The sequence below is a fragment of the Promicromonospora sp. Populi genome, assembly GCF_041081105.1.
Taxonomy (GTDB): domain Bacteria; phylum Actinomycetota; class Actinomycetes; order Actinomycetales; family Cellulomonadaceae; genus Promicromonospora.
The window spans coordinates 2,632,346-2,650,350 of sequence record NZ_CP163528.1 but is presented as its reverse complement, the minus strand read 5'-3'; the positions used below and the strand labels follow the sequence as shown (position 1 = coordinate 2,650,350).

Annotated in this window: 11 protein-coding genes; 7 read left to right on the top strand and 4 right to left on the bottom strand. The window is 73.5% G+C overall.

Translation table 11 applies throughout. The features are described from left to right. Positions 1-42 precede the first annotated feature (42 nt). Genes AB1046_RS11985 through AB1046_RS11975 form a run of 3 tightly spaced genes read right to left on the bottom strand, consistent with a single transcriptional unit; the run spans position 43 to position 5,464 of the window. On the bottom strand, positions 43-1,494 hold the full coding sequence (locus tag AB1046_RS11985; protein ID WP_369369540.1) for an aminoglycoside phosphotransferase: 1,452 nt from the start codon (positions 1,492-1,494) through the stop codon (positions 43-45). Then, positions 1,491-3,371 (bottom strand): maltose alpha-D-glucosyltransferase, encoded by a 1,881-nt coding sequence (treS, locus tag AB1046_RS11980; RefSeq protein ID WP_369369539.1) that lies wholly within the window; start codon positions 3,369-3,371, stop codon positions 1,491-1,493. Before treS ends, AB1046_RS11985 begins: the two co-directional genes overlap by 4 nt. Next, entirely contained in the window at positions 3,368-5,464 is a 2,097-nt protein-coding gene (locus AB1046_RS11975; RefSeq protein WP_369369538.1) for an alpha-1,4-glucan--maltose-1-phosphate maltosyltransferase, read from the bottom strand. The genes treS and AB1046_RS11975 overlap by 4 nt, the downstream gene beginning before the upstream one ends. 121 nt (positions 5,465-5,585) lie before the next feature. On the opposite strand from AB1046_RS11975, the gene glgP reads away from it, so the two are divergent. Then, complete coding sequence (gene glgP / locus AB1046_RS11970) at positions 5,586-8,165, top strand: alpha-glucan family phosphorylase (RefSeq protein WP_369369537.1); 2,580 nt, start codon at positions 5,586-5,588, stop codon at positions 8,163-8,165. Positions 8,166-8,228: 63 nt separating this feature from the next. After that, on the top strand, positions 8,229-8,426 hold the full coding sequence (locus tag AB1046_RS11965) for a ferredoxin (RefSeq protein ID WP_369369536.1): 198 nt from the start codon (positions 8,229-8,231) through the stop codon (positions 8,424-8,426). Here AB1046_RS11965 and AB1046_RS11960 read toward each other — a convergent pair. Continuing rightward, positions 8,401-8,727: a DUF6725 family protein gene (locus AB1046_RS11960; protein WP_369369535.1), complete on the bottom strand. Its 327-nt coding sequence runs from the start codon at positions 8,725-8,727 to the stop codon at positions 8,401-8,403. The two genes, AB1046_RS11965 and AB1046_RS11960, sit on opposite strands and share 26 nt — an antisense overlap. A gap of 139 nt (positions 8,728-8,866) precedes the next feature. Between AB1046_RS11960 and fdxA the strand changes: the two genes are divergently transcribed. The 5 genes from fdxA to AB1046_RS11935 all read left to right on the top strand — a co-directional run bounded on the left by fdxA (position 8,867) and on the right by AB1046_RS11935 (position 18,003). Continuing rightward, positions 8,867-9,184, top strand: coding sequence for a ferredoxin (gene fdxA / locus AB1046_RS11955; RefSeq protein ID WP_369369534.1), 318 nt, complete (start codon positions 8,867-8,869; stop codon positions 9,182-9,184). 1 nt (position 9,185) lies between these two features. After that, entirely contained in the window at positions 9,186-10,304 is a 1,119-nt protein-coding gene (gene dapC / locus AB1046_RS11950; protein WP_369369533.1) for a succinyldiaminopimelate transaminase, read from the top strand. A gap of 113 nt (positions 10,305-10,417) precedes the next feature. After that, on the top strand, positions 10,418-11,725 hold the full coding sequence (locus AB1046_RS11945) for a citrate synthase (RefSeq protein ID WP_369369532.1): 1,308 nt from the start codon (positions 10,418-10,420) through the stop codon (positions 11,723-11,725). A gap of 177 nt (positions 11,726-11,902) precedes the next feature. Continuing rightward, positions 11,903-15,157 (top strand): FtsX-like permease family protein, encoded by a 3,255-nt coding sequence (locus AB1046_RS11940; protein WP_369369531.1) that lies wholly within the window; start codon positions 11,903-11,905, stop codon positions 15,155-15,157. After that, positions 15,157-18,003 carry an FtsX-like permease family protein gene (locus AB1046_RS11935; protein WP_369369530.1) on the top strand — a complete coding sequence of 949 codons (2,847 nt, stop codon included), beginning with the start codon at positions 15,157-15,159 and terminating at the stop codon, positions 18,001-18,003. Before AB1046_RS11940 ends, AB1046_RS11935 begins: the two co-directional genes overlap by 1 nt. Positions 18,004-18,005 lie beyond the last annotated feature (2 nt).

Sequence of the window (18,005 nt, the reverse complement as noted above, 5' to 3'; positions counted from 1 at the left end):
TGTGCGGTGCGACACAGCCGCGCCGGACCGGGCTCACGAGGCTCACGAGGCGAGCACGCGCTCCACCGCGGTCAGCGGGATGTGCATCCACGCGGGGCGGTGCCGGAACTCGTAGACCACCTCGTACAGCGCCTTGTCCACGATCAGCGCGCGGAGCAGCAGCTCGGCGGTCGCCACGTCGAGCTCGCTGCCCGACGTCGCCGCTCCCGCCACCGCGTGCACCGTTCCCTCGTGCGCCTCGCCGCTGGCCTGCCGGTACCCCTCGAGAAAGCTGAGCTGGGCGTGCGCCGCCCAGCGCGGGTCCGTGGCCTGCCCGACGGCGGCCGCGTAGTCCAGCGACCGCAGCATCCCGGCGACGTCGCGCAACGGCAGGTCGGGGGCGACCCGTTCAGCCACGGGTCGCTGCGGCTCACCCTCGAAGTCGAGCACCTTCCAGCCGCCCGCCGCGTGCAGGGCCTGGCCGAGGTGCAGGTCGCCGTGGATCGGCTGCAGCGGCACCACGCCGCCGTCGCGCTCGGTGACGGCGGTCAGGCGCGCGCTCACGGCGTCGAACAGAGCGGCGATGCCGGCGCGGTGCGGCGCCAGGTCCGGCACGTCGGCGAAGGCCTCGGCGGCGCGGCGGCGCAGCACGCCCATAAAACCGGCGGGCTCGAGGGCCGGGCCCGGGCCCAGCGCCCGGAGCAGCACGGCGTGGAGCTGCGCGACCACCGCGCCCAGCTCCGCGGCCCGCTCCCCGAAGTCCTCGTTGCGTGCGGCGTACTCGCAGGCGAGCTCGAACCCGTCGGTGGCGTCCTCGACGAGCTCGGACAGCACGGCGAGGTGGGCGAGCGGCTCGGCGCCATGAGAATCGGGCGCGGGCAGCCCGACGGCGCCGAGGAAGCGGGGCACGCCGTCCCAGCCCGCGCGGGTCAGGGCCGCCGGGATCACCACGTCGGGATGCGGGCCGAGCGTCACCGTCCGCAGGATCTTGAGCATGCCGCCCCGGCCCCTGTCGTGCGGCAGGGCCGGGAGCAGCACCGAGGTGTTGGACTGCTCCCCGGAGATCCGCCGCGCCCCCACCAGCTCGGTGCAGCCCTCCTGCTCGCACGTGCCGGGCACGGCCGTGCCGAGGTAGGCCCGCCAGGCCGCGGGGTGCTGGCCGCCGTCGTGCACCGTGACGGTGCCCGACGCCGTGACCACCGTGCCGATCAGGCCGGCCGCCTCGGTGTCGGCGGTGTCGGCCGTCGGCTCGGCCGTGGGGCTGAGGACCAGCGGGACCTGGATCACCAGCGACTCGGGGCCGGCGGCCAGGCCGGGACCGGCCAGCCGCAGGAGGGCGACGACGAAGTCGGCAACACCCGGGAACGTGACGGTGAGCCACGGCTCGTGCACCACGCCGTCGGCGGGCACCGGGTACCAGCGCTGCGCGGGCAGCCACCCTTCGAGCAGCCGCAGCACCTCGGGGGCGAGGTGCGCGGAGCCGGGGGAGACCTGGAGCGGTCGGGGCGGGCTCACGCCCCTCGCGCCTGCCCGGCAGAGACGTCCGCTTGCGCCCGGGCCGGCGGAGCCAGCACCAGCCAGTAGAAGTCGCGCGCGCCCCAGGTCATCGTCAGGATCCCGTCCTCGCCGACGCTCGGGAACCCGGCCCCGCCGAACACGTCCGTAAGGGTCCAGCCGGCGTACCCGGGGAGCTTGATCGTGGACGAGCGCGCGGTCGCGGACAGGTTGGCGGCCACCAGCAGCGTCTCCTGGGACGAGGACCGGGTGAACGCGATGACCGACTCGTCGTTGCAGTCGAGCGCTGTGAAGTCGCCGGTCCCGAACGTGGGGTGCAGCCGCCGGAACGCCAGCATGTTGTGCGTCCAGTGCAGCAGGGAGGTGGGCTGCGCGAGCTGCGCCTCCACGTTCGTGTGCTGGTAGTGGTGCACGAGCGACTGGACGAGCGGCAGGTACAGCTTGCCCGGGTCCGCCGTCGAGAACCCGGCGTTGCGGTCCGGCGTCCACTGCATGGGGGTGCGCACGGCGTCGCGGTCGGGCAGCCAGATGTTGTCGCCCATGCCGATCTCGTCGCCGTAGTAGATGCACGGGGTGCCGGGCATCGACAGCAGCAGCGCGTTGGCCAGCTCGATCTCCTTGCGGGCGTTGTCCAGCAGCGGCGCGAGCCGCCGTCGGATCCCCACGTTCGCCCGCATCCGGGGGTCGGAGGCGTACCAGCCGTACATGCTGGCGCGTTCCTCGGTGGAGACCATCTCCAGGGTGAGCTCGTCGTGGTTGCGCAGGAACGTGCTCCACTGCCCCCCCGCCGGGATGGCGGGGGTGTCCGCGAGGATCTCCAGGAGCTGGCGGGCCCGCTGGTCGCGGATCGCGTAGAAGATGCGCGGCATCACGGGGAAGTGGAAGCACATGTGGCACTCGGGCTCGTCTTCGGTGCCGAAGTACTCCACGACGTCGGCCGGCCACTGGTTGGCCTCGGCCAGCATGATGCGGCCCGGGAACTCGGTGTCGAGCATGCGTCGCACCTTGCGCAGGAACCGGTGCGTCTCGGGCAGGTTCTCGCAGTTGGTGCCCTCGGCCTCGAACAGGTACGGCACGGCGTCGAGCCGGAACCCGTCCACACCGAGCTGCAGCCAGAACCGCGCGACGTCGAGCATCGCGTCCACTACCCGCGGGTTCTCGAAGTTGAGGTCGGGCTGGTGGCTGAAGAACCGGTGCCAGAAGTACTGCCGCCGCACCGGGTCGAACGTCCAGTTCGACGTCTCCGTGTCCACGAAGATGATGCGCGCGCCCTCGTAGCGGTTGGGGTCGTCGCCCCACACGTAGAAGTCGCCGTACGGGCCCTCCGGGTCGGCGCGCGAGGCCTGGAACCACGGGTGGGCGTCGCTGGTGTGGTTCATGACCAGGTCGATCACCACGCGGATGCCGCGCTCGTGCGCGGCGGCGACCAGGTCGCTGAAGTCCGAGATGGTGCCGAACTGCGGCGACACGGCGGTGAAGTCCGCGACGTCGTACCCGCCGTCGCGCAGGGGGGAGGGGAAGAACGGCGGCAGCCACAGGCAGTCGACGCCGAGCCACTGCAGGTAGTCGAGCCGCTCCACCAGACCGCGCAGGTCGCCCGCCCCGTTGTCACCCGAGTCGGAGAACGACCGGATCATGACCTCATAGAAGACCGCCGTCTTGTACCACTCGGGGTCGTGCGCCAGGCCCTTGCGCTGGGCGTCGAGGCGCGGCTGCCGCCGCGGCGGCAGGGCCTGGACCGGCACGGGCACCGACGGCGGGTTGGGCATGCTGGGGCGCTCGGGCTGCGTGTGCCCGGGCTGCGTGCGCCCGGCCGCCGGCTCGGGGTATCCCTCCGGTGGTCCGACGGCGGGGCCTCCCGGCCCGAACGTGGTCATGCCAGCCCCACCTGGAGCACGTGGGCCACGCGGACCTGCGGGTCGAGCCGCACCCAGGGATGCGCTCCCCAGCCGTAGGTCTCGCCGGACAACAGGTCGTGTGCCACGAAGAACGGGGCGGTGTCGTCGCTCTCGGGGGCACTCAGGCCGAGGGCGGATAGATCCAGGTGCACAACAGACTCCTGCACGTTCCGGGGGTCCAGGTTCAGCACGACCACGATCACGTCGTCGTGTCGTGGGGCACGCCGACCGTTGCCCCCAGTACTCATGGTGCGGCCCGGCGGCGTCGCTGTCGCGCGCGACACGTGATCAGCGGCGATCCGGCGGGAGTAAGCGATGACCTGGTCGTTCGACGTGGGGTGGACGGTCAGGTTGCGCAGCTGGGTCAGGGCGGGGTGCGCGCGGCGCACCTGGTTCAGCGTACCGAGCAGCAGGGCGATCCCGTACTCGTCCGCACGCTCCCAGTCCCGGGGCCGGTACTCGTACTTCTCGTTGTCGATCTGCTCCTCGACACCGGGCCGCGGGGTGTTCTCCACGAGCTCGTAGCCGGAGTAGATGCCCCACGTGGGCGCGCCCGTGGCGGCCAGCACCGCCCGCACCGCGAAGGCCGCGACGCCACCCTCGATCAGGTAGGGCGGCAGGATGTCGTGGGTGGTGGGCCAGAACGCGGGGCGCAGCACCGAGCCCTGCGGCCCGCTCACCTCCGCCAGGTACTCCTCGACCTCCTCCTTCGAGTTGCGCCAGGTGAAGTAGGTGTACGACTGGTGGAAGCCGATCCGGGCCAGCGTCAGCATCATCGCCGGCTTGGTGAACGCCTCCGACAGGAAGATGATCTCCGGGTTGGTGGCATGCACCTCGGCCAGGAGCCACTCCCAGAAGTTCAGCGGCTTGGTGTGCGGGTTGTCGACGCGGAACAGCGTGACGCCCCGGTCGATCCACAACCGCAGGATGCGCAGGATCTCCCGCGCCAGCCCGTCGGGGTCGTTGTCGAAGTTCAGCGGGTAGATGTCCTGGTACTTCTTGGGCGGGTTCTCCGCATAGGCAATGGAACCGTCGGCCCGCGTCGTGAACCACTCGGGGTGCTCCTCGACCCACGGGTGGTCGGGGGAGCAGTTGAGCGCGATGTCGAGCGCGACCTCCAGCCCCTCGGACCGCGCCGCCGTCACGAAGTCCCGGAAGTCCGCCTCCGTGCCCAGGTCGGGGTGGATCGCCTCCAGCCCGCCGTCGGGCGAGCCGATCGCGTACGGGGAGCCGGGATCGCCCGGCTGGGCGACCAGCGTGTTGTTCCGGCCCTTGCGGAACGTGGTCCCGATCGGGTGCACCGGTGTGAGATAGACGACGTCGAACCCCATCGCCGCGATGCCCGGCAGCCGCTTGGCCGCCGTCGCGAAGGTGCCCGACACCCACGTGCCGCCCGCCTTCTGGTACGCCCCCTCCGAGCGGGGGAACATCTCGTACCAGGCCCCGGCCAGGGCCAGCCGCCGCGACACCCGCAACGGGTAGGCGTCCGACGCCGAGACCAGCTCGCGCAGGGGCGCGCGGCGCAGCGCGTCGGCCACCTCGGGCGCCGTCGCGGCCGCGAACCGGGCCTCGGCCGGCCGGGTGTCGTCGGCCAGGGCGCGTGCCGCCGCGGTGAGCACCCGCGCGTCGCGGGCCGTCCGGCCCGCGGCTACCAGCGCGTCGCTGGGCACCAGGCGGCAGATCCGCTCGAAGAGACGGATCCCCTCCGCGAGCATGAGCTCGGTGTCGATCCCCGCGCCGATCTTGATCCCGGCGTCGTGCACCCAGGTGGCGTACGGGTCCGCCCACGCCTCGACGCGGAAGGCCCAGTCGCCCTCGGCGTCGGGCTGCAGCGAACCGCTGAAGTGGTCCAGGCCCGGGGCGACGTCGACCATCGGGGCCCACGAGTGGTCCGAGCCGTCCGGAGCGACGAGCACGGCGGTGGCGGAGACGGCGTCGTGCCCCTCGCGGAACACCGTGGCCTCGATCGGGACCACCTCCCCGACCACGGCCTTCGCGGGCCAACGGCCGCCCTCGACGACGGGGGCGACCTCAAGGACAGGGATGCGGCCGATCGGCTTGTACGCGGTCACGCGCCAACGTTAGCGACTAAAGCGGACGGCGAGGGCGAAGGACGCGTGGGCGGAACGTGGATGGGTTTTGCAGCACGGGCAACAGGTGTGTCGGCCCGGACATGTGCGTAGTCTTCTGCCGGTGAGAGCGATCCGCAGATTTACTGTCCGCACGGTCCTCCCCGAGCAGCTCGTGGCGCTCGACGAGCTGGCCCAGAACCTTCGCTGGTCCTGGCACGTCCCCACGCGCGACCTGTTCGCGAGCATCGACCCCGACCTCTGGTCGGACGTCCGGGGCGACCCCGTCGCCCTGCTCGCCGCGCTCGGCTCCGACCGCCTCGCGGCGCTCGCGGCCTCCGACGAGTTCACCGGCCGGGTGCGCGCCGCTTCCGAGGATCTCCACCGCTACCTGCGGGACCCGCAGTGGTACCAGGGCCAGACGTCGCGGTCCGGCGGCGAGCTGCCGCAGGCCATCGCCTACTTCTCGCCGGAGTTCGGCATCACCTCGGTGCTGCCGCAGTACTCGGGCGGCCTGGGCATCCTGGCGGGCGACCACCTGAAGAGCGCGTCCGACATGGGTGTGCCCATCGTCGGCGTCGGCCTGCTGTACGGCGCCGGGTACTTCCGGCAGTCGCTCACCCGCGACGCCTGGCAGGTCGAGACCTACCCGCTGCTCGACCCGGACGGCCTGCCGCTCGCGGTCCTGCGCGAGGAGGACGGCACACCCGCCATCATCTCGCTCGACCTGCCCGGTGGCCGCAAGATGCACGCGCACGTCTGGGTCGCCGCCGTCGGCCGGGTGCCGCTGCTGCTGCTCGACTCGAACGTGCCGGAGAACGACGACGCGGCCCGCAAGGTGACCGACCGCCTCTACGGGGGTGGCGGTGAGCACCGCCTGCAGCAGGAGCTGCTGCTCGGCGTGGGCGGGGTGCGCGCACTGCGCGCCTGGTCTCGCCTGACCGGCGCACCCGAGCCGGAGGTTTATCACACCAACGAGGGCCACGCGGGCTTCCTCGGCGTGGAGCGGATCCGTGAGCTCGTCGGGTCCGGCCTGAGCGTCGGCGAGGCGCACGAGGCGGTGCGGGCCGCCACGGTCTTCACCACCCACACGCCGGTCCCGGCCGGCATCGACCGGTTCCCGAAGGACCTGGTCACCGCCTACTTCGGCGGCGACAACGCGATGGCGGGCGTGCCGCTGGAGAGCGTGCTGGCGCTCGGCTCCGAGGACTACGACGGCGGCGACCCCACCGTGTTCAACATGGCAGTGATGGGCCTGCGCCTGGGCGGCCGTGCGAACGGTGTGTCGCTGCTGCACGGCCAGGTCTCGCGAGAGATGTTCGAGGGCCTGTGGCCCGGGTTCGACGCGCGTGAGGTGCCGATCACGTCGGTGACCAACGGCGTGCACTCGCCCACCTGGGTCGCGCCGCGGCTGGCCGCCGTCGAGGCGGAGCGCCTCGGGCTCGACGAGATCACGGCGCCCGAGGCGTCGTCGGGCTGGCTCGACCCGAGCAAGGTGTCCGACGCCGAGCTGTGGGCCCTGCGCGGCGCGATGCGCGGCGAGCTCGTGGCCGAGGCGCGCCGCCGGGTCTACGCGTCGTGGCGCGAGCGCGGGGCGTCCCCGGCCGAGCTGGGCTGGGTCGACGACATCCTGTCGCCCGACGTGCTCACCATCGGCTTCGCCCGCCGCGTGCCCACCTACAAGCGGCTCACCCTCATGCTCCGCGACCAGGACCGGCTCAAGGCGCTCCTGCTGCACCCCGAGCGGCCGATCCAGCTCGTCGTGGCGGGCAAGTCGCACCCGGCCGACGACTCCGGCAAGCGGCTCATCCAGCAGCTCGTCCGGTTCGCCGACGACGCCGGCGTGCGGCACCGCATCGTCTTCCTGCCCAACTACGACATCGGCATGGCGCAGTCGCTGTACCCGGGCTGCGACGTCTGGCTGAACAACCCGCTGCGGCCCCTGGAGGCCTCGGGCACCTCGGGCATGAAGTCGGCGCTCAACGGCGGGCTGAACCTCTCCATCGAGGACGGCTGGTGGGCCGAGTGGTACGACGGCGAGAACGGCTGGGGCATCCCGACGGCCGACGGCGTCGAGGACGCTGACCGGCGGGACGACCTGGAGGCCGCCGCGCTGTACGACCTCGTGGAGTCCCAGGTGGCGCCCGCGTTCTACGACCGGACCGACGGCGTGCCGGGCCGCTGGCTAGAGATGGTGCGGCACACCCTGGCCACGCTGGGCCCGAAGGTGCAGGCCACGCGCATGGTCTCCGAGTACGTGCACGGGCTGTACGCCCCGGCAGCAGAGGCCGGGCTGCTCGTGGCCGACGGGTTCACTGCGGCCAAGGACCTGGCGGGCTGGAAGGCCCACGTCCGCGGCGCTTGGCCCCAGGTGCGGGTGGACCACGTGGAGTCCGCGGGCATCGGCGAGGCCGTGCAGGTCGGCGACCGGCTCACGGTGCGCGCCTACGTCTCGCTCGGCTCGCTGTCGCCGGACGACGTGGACGTGCAGGTGGTGCACGGCCGCGTCACGGAGGCCGACGTCATCAACGAGTTCACCGCCGAGCCCCTCGCCCTGGCCGAGTCGTACGAGGCGGGCCGGCACGCGTTCGGCGGTGAGGTCGACCTGGACACGTCCGGGCCGTTCGGCTACACCGTCCGGATCGTGCCGAAGCACTCGCACCTGGCGAGCGTGGCGGAGCTGGGGCTGGTGGCGAACGCCTGAGCCGGTGGCCGATTCGACTGGCCGGATTCGACTAACTGCCTCATTGGTAGGGAGAGTGGTCCCATGAAGATCATCGTGGACCGTGACGCCTGCTGCGGCGCCGGCCAGTGCGTCCTGCTCGCACCCGACGTGTTCGACCAGGACGAGGAGGGGATCGTGAAGCTGCTGAACGAGCGCCCGGGCCCCGAGCACGACTTCGCCGTCCAGGAGGCCGTGAGCATGTGCCCGACCGGCGTCATCTGGGTGGACCAGAACGCCTGACGGGTCTCGGGGGGATCGGCTTGGCGGCCTCGATGTCGGCGGCCGCCACGTCGACCTCCTGCGGCTCGCCGCGGCCGGGCACCGGGTCGGTGCGCAGCCGTAGACCGGCGTCGGACACCTCGACGACAAAGCCGATCAGGTCGGTCCAGCGGTGCGCGGTGCCGCCGTCGGACACGACGGGGCCTGCGGGCGCTAGCCGGCGGCGGACCACTACCCGTGTGCCGGGCGGCAGACCGCGCCAGTCGCCGCCTGACACGCCGCCTGGTACGCCGTCTGGCACGGGTGGTGTAGCGAATGTCACTCGGGTTCTCCTTCCGCTGCGTGAGACCGGTGGGGATCTGGGGGTGTCCCGGGAGATACTAGGATCGCGCCGCAGGGTCCGTCCCGCGGACTGCACGTTGCATGATTCTTTAGTCCGGAAGTGGAAGGACACCCTCGAAGTGACCTACGTGATCGCTCAGCCGTGCGTTGATGTGAAGGACCGCGCGTGCATCGAGGAGTGTCCCGTGGACTGCATCTACGAGGGCAGCCGCTCCCTCTACATCCACCCGGACGAGTGTGTGGACTGTGGTGCGTGCGAGCCGGTGTGCCCGGTGGAGGCCATCTACTACGAGGACGACGTCCCGGAGGAGTGGAAGGACTACTACCGTGCGAACGTGGAGTTCTTCGACGACCTGGGCTCCCCGGGCGGCGCCGCGAAGATGGGCGTGATCAACAAGGACGACCCGATGATCGCGGCTCTCCCGCCCCAGGCCTGACGTGGGCCTGCAAGATCTGTCCGACCTGCCCTACCCCTGGGACTCGATAGCGGGTATCACCGCTACCGCGAAGGCCCACCCGCGTGGCCTGGTCGACCTCTCCATGGGCACCCCCGTGGACCCGACGCCCAACGTCGTGCGGCACGCGCTCGAAGCGGCGTCGAACGCACCCGGGTATCCCATGACGGCCGGCACGCCCGCGCTGCGTCAGGCCGTCGCCGACTGGTTCGCCCGCCGCCGGGGTGTGCCGGGACTTGATCCCGCGGCCGTGCTGCCGACCATCGGCTCCAAGGAGCTTGTCGGCCTGTTGCCCTCGCTGCTGCACCTGGGCCCCGGGGACGTAGTGGTGCTCCCGGCCGTCGCCTACCCGACGTACCTGGCGGGCATCCGCGCGGCCGGTGCCACACCGCTGGCGACGGACGACGTAGCCGACTGGGCCGGCCGGGACGACGTGAAGACGGTCTGGGTCAACTCGCCCGGAAACCCGACGGGCCGCGTCCTGGGGGTCGAGGCGCTGCGCGAGGTGGTCGACGCCGCGCGGGCGCTCGGCGCCGTCGTCGTCTCCGACGAGTGCTACGCGGAGCTGGCGTGGGAGGCCCCGTGGGCCGACGCCGGAGTCCCGTCGATCCTCGACGCGCGCGTGTGCGGGGGCTCGCACGAGGGCCTGCTCGCGGCGTACTCGCTGTCCAAGCAGTCCAGCATCGCGGGTTACCGGGCGGCCTTCCTGGCGGGGGATCGCGCCCTGATCGCCGACCTCACCCAGACCCGCAAGCACCTCGGCCTGATCGTGCCCGCACCGGTGCAGGCCGCGATGACGGCGGCCCTGTCCGATGACGAGCACGTCGCCGCCCAGCGGGCGACCTACGGCGCCAGGCGCCATGCGCTGGCCGCCGCGGTCGGCGCGGCCGGGCTCGTCGTGGACGAGTCTGGCGCCGGCCTGTACCTGTGGGTGGCGGCGCCCGACGGCCGCTCCGGAGCGCAGGTCGCCGAGTGGTTCGCGGAGCGCGGGATCCTGACCGCTCCCGGGCACCTGTACGGCGACGACCGGCACACGCGCGTGGCGCTGACCGCCACTGATGCGCAGATTGCCGACTGTGTGGCACGCCTCACAGAGGCTTGACCGATGGATTGGAAAAACGAGAGCTGGGCGCGATATTGTCGTGGCCCAGGTCGACGCTGCCCGTCAGCTTCCCTCACAGCAGCGTCCCTCGTGCGCCATTCAGGAAGGAAGACATGACCTCCACACCGGTGGACGGCTTGAGCCAAGTCGAGCTCGCCGTCAACGGAACCTCTCACACCCTGCCTGTCGTCGCCGCCAGCGAGGGTAACGACGGCATAGTCGTGACGTCGCTGCTCAAGGACACCGGCCTGGTCACGGTCGATCCGGGCTTCATGAACACGGCCTCGTGCGAGTCGTCGATCACGTACATCGACGGTGACGCCGGCATCCTGCGCTACCGCGGGTATCCGATCGACCAGCTGGCCTCGGGTGCGGGTTTCCTCGAGGTGGCGTACCTGCTCATCTACGGCGAGCTGCCGAGCGCCGCGGAGCTGGACTCGTTCACCGAGCGGGTCAACCGCCACACCCTGGTGCACGAGGACTTCCGCACGTTCATGGGCACCTTCCCCCGGAACGCGCACCCGATGGCCGTGCTCGCGTCCGCCGTGAACGCGCTGGGCACGTTCTACCCGGAGTCGCTCGACCCGGCCGACGACGAGCAGGTCGACCTGGCCACCGTGCTCCTGCTCGCCAAGACGCGCACCATCACGTCCTACCTGCACCGGCGCCGAGTGGGCGAGCCGCTGCTGTACCCGGACTACTCGCGCGGCTACGTCGAGGACTTCCTGCGCATGACGTTTGCAACGCCGTACGAGGCCTACGAGGCCGACCCGGTGATCGTGGACGCCCTGGAGAAGCTGCTGGTGCTGCACGCGGACCACGAGCAGAACTGCTCCACGTCCACGGTGCGCGTCGTCGGCTCGTCCAACGCGACCCTGTACGCGTCGGTCGCCGCGGGCGTGAACGCCCTGTCTGGCCCCGCGCACGGCGGCGCCAACGAGGCCGTGCTGACCATGCTGGAGAAGATCCAGTCGGGCGGCGAGACCGTCGCGACCTTTATGGACAAGGTCAAGAACAAGCAGGACGGCGTGCGGCTGATGGGCTTCGGCCACCGCGTGTACAAGTCCTACGACCCGCGCGCCGCGATCGTGAAGAAGTCCGCCGACGAGGTGCTCGACAAGCTCGGCGTCAAGGACCCGCTGCTCGACATCGCGCGCGGCCTGGAGGAGATCGCCCTCTCGGACGACTACTTCGTGGAGCGCAAGCTCTACCCGAACGTCGACTTCTACACGGGCCTCATCTACAAGGCCATGGGCTTCGAGCCCGCGATGTTCACGCCGCTGTTCGCGCTGGGCCGCATGCCCGGCTGGATCGCCCAGTGGCGCGAGATGATCAAGGACCCGCAGACGAAGATCGGCCGCCCGCGCCAGCTGTACATCGGCGCGACCGAGCGCGCGTACGCCCCGGCGACGCAGCGCTAGCTCCTGCGGGGTGGGCAGCCGGTCCGCTTCGAGAACGTCCTCGGGTACCGATTCCAGCCGGATTCGGTACCCGAAGTCGTTCTCGAAACCGACTGCTCGGCACGGCGTGACCGGATTGTTGCCCTGGGCGTCATTAGTTTTGTCGTGGGTGTCGGACAGCCCGGCTAGTTTTGCTCCGTGAGTCGAGCCACCCTCCTAGCCCGCCGGTCGACGGCGCACCGTGGGCTGCTCGCGCTCGTCTGGCTGTTGGTCGCGGTGCTGACGGGGGCCCTCGGCGTGACCGTCGGCTGGACACAGGCCGCCGCGACGGCGGGCGCCCGCGACGGCCTGGCCGGCACCGAGCCGTCGGGCCGGGCGCTGCAGCTCGCCACCCGTCTCGGGGATGACGCCGGAGTCCAGGACACCGCCGTCCAGCAGGTGCTCGCTGAGCTGCTCGACGGCGTGCCGCACCACGTCGCCTATGACCTACGCACCGAGCCGCAGTACACCCAGGGCAGCGACGGTCAGGACCTGGGCCGCTGGACGGTCGCCGTCCTGCCCGCCCCGTCGCGCGCGGAGGCATTCGCAGGTGGGGGCGCGGACGGCGTCACGCTGGTGGACGGCGTCTGGCCCTCCGGCACCGACGAGGCAGCGGTGCAGGCGGACGCCGCACAGGCCGCCGGGCTCACGATCGGCGACACGGTCCGCCTCGGCATCGACCCGGACGCCCCGACGGACACCGGCACACCCGTCACCGTCGCGGCCACCTGGCGCGTCACCGACCCCGACGCCGCGGTCTGGCTCGGCGACCCCACGGCGCTCACCGGGGCCGACGGCGCCTACCTCGGCCCAGTCGTGGTGAGCCCGGAGGTCCTCGCGGGCCTGGACACCGACCCGTTCGCCCGCTGGACGGTCGTGCCCGACGTCGCCGCACTCAACCCCGCCCACCTGCCCGCCCTGGCGGCGCTCACCGCCGAGGTCGAGCGCACGCTGGGCGAGGACCGTACCGTCGCGCCGCGTGGCCTCACCGTCGCTGGCACGCTGGAGGTGACGGCCGCCGACCTGGAGGCCGCGCTGCGCGCCGCCGATGCCGTGGCGCTGGTGCCGCTGTGCCTGCTGGCGCTCGTGGGCCTGGTCGCTCTCGTCCAGGTGGCGCGGCTGCTGGCCGCCACCCGGGAGGGTGAGGTCGCGCTGCTCGTCTCGCGCGGTGCCGCACCGGGCACGGTGACCGGTGCCGCCGGCGTCGAGGGCGCGCTGCTGGCGCTGACCGCCGCGGCCGCGGGCGGTGGCGCCGCGTGGGCCGCGCTGCGGGTGGTCGCCCGGGCCGACGGCGGTGCGGCAGTCCCCGCCGCGACACCGCTGGCCGTGGCGCTCGCCGTAGCCGTCGTCGCCACCGCGGCGCTCGTGCTGGTCGCAGCGCTGCAGGCACAGGCGGCGGTGCGGCGGCAGGTGACCGACCGCTCCGGGCGGGTGCGCCAGGTGGCCGCCCTGGGCACCGTGGTGCTGACGGTGGCCGCCGCCGCGGTGAGCGTGACGCAGCTGCTGCGTTACGGCTCGCCCCTGCTGACCACCCCCGACGGCTCGCGCACCGACCCGACGGCGGCTGCCGCCCCGGCCCTGGTGCTGGCCGCGCTCGCCGTGGTGGCGATGGCCGTGCTCGGCCCGGCCACCCGCCTGTGGGCGGGGCTCGCGGGACGGTCGCGAGGGATCGTCGGGCCGCTGGCGGCGCGGCAGGTGGCGCGCCGGATCGTCGTGTACGTGGTGCCGGTGGTCCTGCTGGTGCTCGCGGGCGGGGCCGCGACGCTGGCCGGCGGGTACACGGGCACCGCGGAGCGCCTGCGGGCTGACGTCGACGTGCTCGCGAACGGTGCAGACGTGCGGGTCATGGCCCCCGAGAGCGGGCCGCTCGACCCGGCGCCGTACCTGCCCGGCGGTGCGGGGCCCGGCGGCGAGGCCGTGGCGGCCGCGCCGGTGCTGTCCGGGACCGCGTACGCGGACGGACGTCCGGTGACGATGCTCGCGCTGCCCGCGGCGGCGGTGCCGCTGGTGGTGCGAGCGCCGGCGGAGGTGCTCGACGTCGGGCGGCTCGCCGACGACCTGGCGAACGACGCGTTCGCCGGGGCCCCCGCCCTGCCCGACGACGCGCGCGACATCAGCCTCACCCTGACCGGCCAGATCCGCCCGACCGTGGAGATACTCCTGCCCGAGGGCGCACCCGGGCACAAGCTGGACGTGTCGCTGCTGCTCGCGGCACGCGACGGCACCCTCGCCGAGGTTGACCTCGGGCAGCTCGCCGAGGGCGACGGGACCGGCAGCACGCTCGGCCCGGACCGGACGACGCACGAGCTGTCCGGCGAGGTGCCGCCGCCCCCGCAGGGGCAGGCCTGGCGGGTCGCGGCCGTGAACCTGGACACGACCCCCGGCTGGTCGATGGCGACCGCGACCCTGTCCGTCGGGGGCCTGACGGCGGGCGGGGAACCCGTGGACGCCCGGGGATGGACGCTGTCAGAGACGCTCGACGGCCCCGAGGGGCTGGAGCTGGCCACAGACCCCCGGCCCGGCGAGGCCGAGCTCACCATGCCGCTCGGCGGATTCGCGGTCGGCGCCAGCCGGTTGCGCCTCCTGACCACGCCGGACGCCGGGACCATTCCTCTGCTGGCGTCGTCGTCGCTGGTTGAAGCGCTGGACATCGCCGCGGGCGACCCCTTCGAGCTCACCCTCGGCGGCACGCGTCTGCAGGTGGTCGCCGTCGCCGCGTCGGGCACCATACCCGGGGCGCTCGAACCATACGCCGCCCTGCTGGACCGGGGCGCGCTCGCCGCCGCGCTCGTGCGCGGCGTGAGCGACCCGGTGCTCACCAACGAGGTCTGGCTGGCCGCGGCCCCGCCCGGCGCCACGGCGCCCGCCGGCGCCGTGGCGCGCCTGGCCGGGGCCGCGATCGCCGAGGCCGAGGCCTCCGCGACGAGCACCCGGGAGCAGCCGACCGTCACGACCCCGGGCTATGGCTCGACCGACACCGCCGTCCCGGTGCGGGTCTCGTTCTGGCTGGCCGCCGCGGGCGCGACGGTGCTCGCGCTGGCGGGTGTGCTCGCGGTCGCCGTGGCGACCCTGCGCGAACGGCGCGGCGAGGTGATCGTCCTGCGCGCCGTGGGCCTCGGCCCCGCGACGCAGGGCCGAGCCCGGGCCGCCGAGCTGATCGCCGTCTGCGTGGTGGCGCTCGCGATCGGCGCCGCCGCCGGGTGGGGGGTGGCGCGGTTCGTCGTCGGCGGCCTCGCGGCCGCGACCCTCACTGGGATCGACGCCGCGCCGCCGGCCCGGTTCGTCCTGGAGACCGCCGGGACCGGCCTGGTGCTGGCCGCCGCCGTGGCCGGGCTCGCCCTGGTCGCGATCGGCGTGGGCGCGCGCGTGGCTGCGCAGGCCCGCGACACCACCTACCGCGAGGAGGTCCGCTGATGGGCGCGCTGTCCGGGCTGGGCCTGCTCGCGCGGCGGCAGCTGCGCACGTCCTGGGGCGCGACGGCGACGCTCGGCGTGGTCGCGTTCCTCGCGGCCGGGGTGCTGTCGACCGCGCCGCGCGCCGTCGCGACCATGCACGCCGACCAGGTGGCGTACGAGACGGCGGAGTCCTCCGGGCCTGCCCGCGACGTCATCTCCGTGGTCGGTGCGATCCCTGGGCAGCCGCCGGACGTGGGGTTCTACGACCCCGGCAGCATCGAGAGCGGCGTGCCGGCCGAGCCGGACTGGGCGCCGTTCCTCGCGAACCTGGACACCGTGCGCGCCGAGACCCCGGAGCCGCTGCGCTCGGTGATGGGCGCGCCGCAGTTCCATGTGACCTCGACCGACCCCGCGTACACCGACCCGGTGCCGGTCTCCGAGCTGGCCGAGGCCAAGGTCTTCCTCCGTACGGCCACCGACCTGAGCGAGCACGCCGAGCTCGTCGCGGGGCGCTGGCCCGCCGCGACGTCGGGCCCCGTGTTCGGGGACGAGGAGCAGGCCCTGGGACAGCCCACGGCGCAGGCCCCGCCGTTCGAGGTAGCCGTCTCACAAGCCGTCGCGGACACGTACGGCTGGGAGCTCGGCGGCCGGTACGACAACCTCTCGGGCACGGGGGTGATCGCCCTGGCCGACCGCTATCCGACCTTCGTCGTCACCGGCATCTTCGAGACCGGCGACCCCGACGCCGACTACTGGCTGCACCACGCCCTGGGGGCCCGGGCGTCCGTCATCGCCGACCCGAACCGCGGGCTGCTCGGCACCGCTGCCGCCTACGTGGACCCGGCGATGATCACGCCGCTGACGCTCGGCATGGCCGAGACCCGCGTCTGGTACCCGGTGAGCACCGACAGCGTGACGGCCGCGGACGTGCCACTGCTCCTGGCCCAGCTCAACGGCCAGTCGGCCAGGACGATCATCGTCGAGGCCGCCCCGGACGACCCGTTCGCGATCGAGCTACGGCCCACCAGCCGCCTCAACGAGATCCTGGAGCGCCTGCTCGCGCAGCGCACCGGCGTCGACGCGATAGTCGCGGTGCTGGCCGTCGGGCCGCTCGGCGCCGCCGTGGCCGTGCTCGCGCTCGGCGCCCGGCTGGTGGTCGACCGGCGTCGCCCCGCGCTGGCCCTGCTGCGCGCCCGCGGAGCATCCGGAACCCAGCTCCGCGTGCTCATGGGCGGCGAGGGCCTCGTCGTGGGCCTCGGGTCCGCGGTGGCCGGTTTTGCTGCGGGGCTCGCCCTCTCGGCCGGCGTCGGCATGGACGCACCCGTCACCGTCAGCCAGGTCGCGCTCGCCCTCGCCGCCGGTCTTGCCCCGGCGGTGGCCCTGGCGTTCGCCACCTCGCCCGCCGGGCTGCGCGCCACCCGGGCCGACCTCGCACCCCGCTCGCGCAGCCGCGTGCGCTGGGTGCTGGAGGTGCTCGTGGTCGCGGGTGCGGCGCTCGCGACCTGGCTGCTCCTGACCCGCGGGGTCGTCGCGGGCTCGGGCGCCACCACCGGCGCCGGAGCGGGTGTCGACCCACTGGTCGCCGCCGCACCCCTGCTGGTCTCCCTCGCGCTCACCCTGCTCGCCGTGCGCGCCTACCCGTGGCTCGCCCTCGCCGTCGAGCGGGCGCTCGCGCCCCGGCGCGACCTGGTCCCGTTCCTCGGTGCCGCGCGCGCCACGCGCGACCCGGCGGGCGGGCCCGTCCCGGCGGTGGCGCTCGTCCTGGCCGTGGCCGTCGCCGCGACGTCCGCCGTGCTCTACTCCACCGTCTCCGGCGGTGTGGTCCGCGAGGCGTGGCGGGCCACCGGCGCCGACCTGCGGGTCTCCGGTCCGGTCGTCGACGAGCCGGTGGCGGCGCAGATCGCGGCGCTCGACGGGGTCGATGCGGTCACGCCGGTCGGCGCGGTGGGCGACGGTGTGCTGCAGAACGAGGCATCGTCGCTCCGCACCGAGGTCTACACGGTGGACGCCGCGGCGCTGGCCGTCGCCCAGGAGGAGGTGGCCGGTGCCCCCGAGACGCTGGACGCGCTGACCGGGCCGGGTGGGGCGGACGACGCGGTGCCCGTGATCCTCACCAGTGCCGCGGCCGGCCCTGGCGTCAGCCCCGGGAGCACGGGCGGCACCCTCGTGACGCAGGAGGGCAGCGTGCCCGTCCGGGTCGTCGACGTGGTCGACGAGCTGCCCGGCCTGCCCGCGGGCCGAGCCCTCGTCCTCGCCGACGCCGACCGGCTGGCCGAGGGCACGGGCGACCACGCCTACGCGCGGCTCGCGCTCGTCGGCCTGGCCGACGCCGCGGACCGCACCGCGGTGACCGCCGAGATCTCGCAGCTCCTGCCGACGGCGGTGGTCGAGGACCCGGACCAGGAGGCCGCCGACATCCTGGCTGCGCCCGTCTCCGGGGGCCTGGCGGTCGCGTTCGTGCTGGCGGTGCTGCTCGCGGGGCTGCTGTGCGCGGCGGCGGTGGTGATGACGCTGATGCTCGCCGCGCCCGCGCGAGCCCGGCTGCTCGCCGTGCTGCAGACCCTGGGCCTCTCGCCCCGGCAGGGCCGCGGGCTGGTGGGTTGGGAGATCGGGCCGTGGGCCGTGGTGGCGCTCGTGGTGGGCGCGGTGCTCGGCGTGGCCGTGCCGTCGCTGGTGCTGGCCGCGGTGGACGTCACGGCCCTGACCGGCGGAAACATCCAACCCGACGCGCAGTACGACCCGCTGCTGCTGGGCGCGGCCGCCGCCGGGTTCTTCGTGGTGGTGCTGGCCGCGGTGGGCGTCGCGGCGGCGCTGAGCCGGCGCGGCGAGGTCGCCGCCCAGCTCCGGATGGGGAGCAACGACTGACA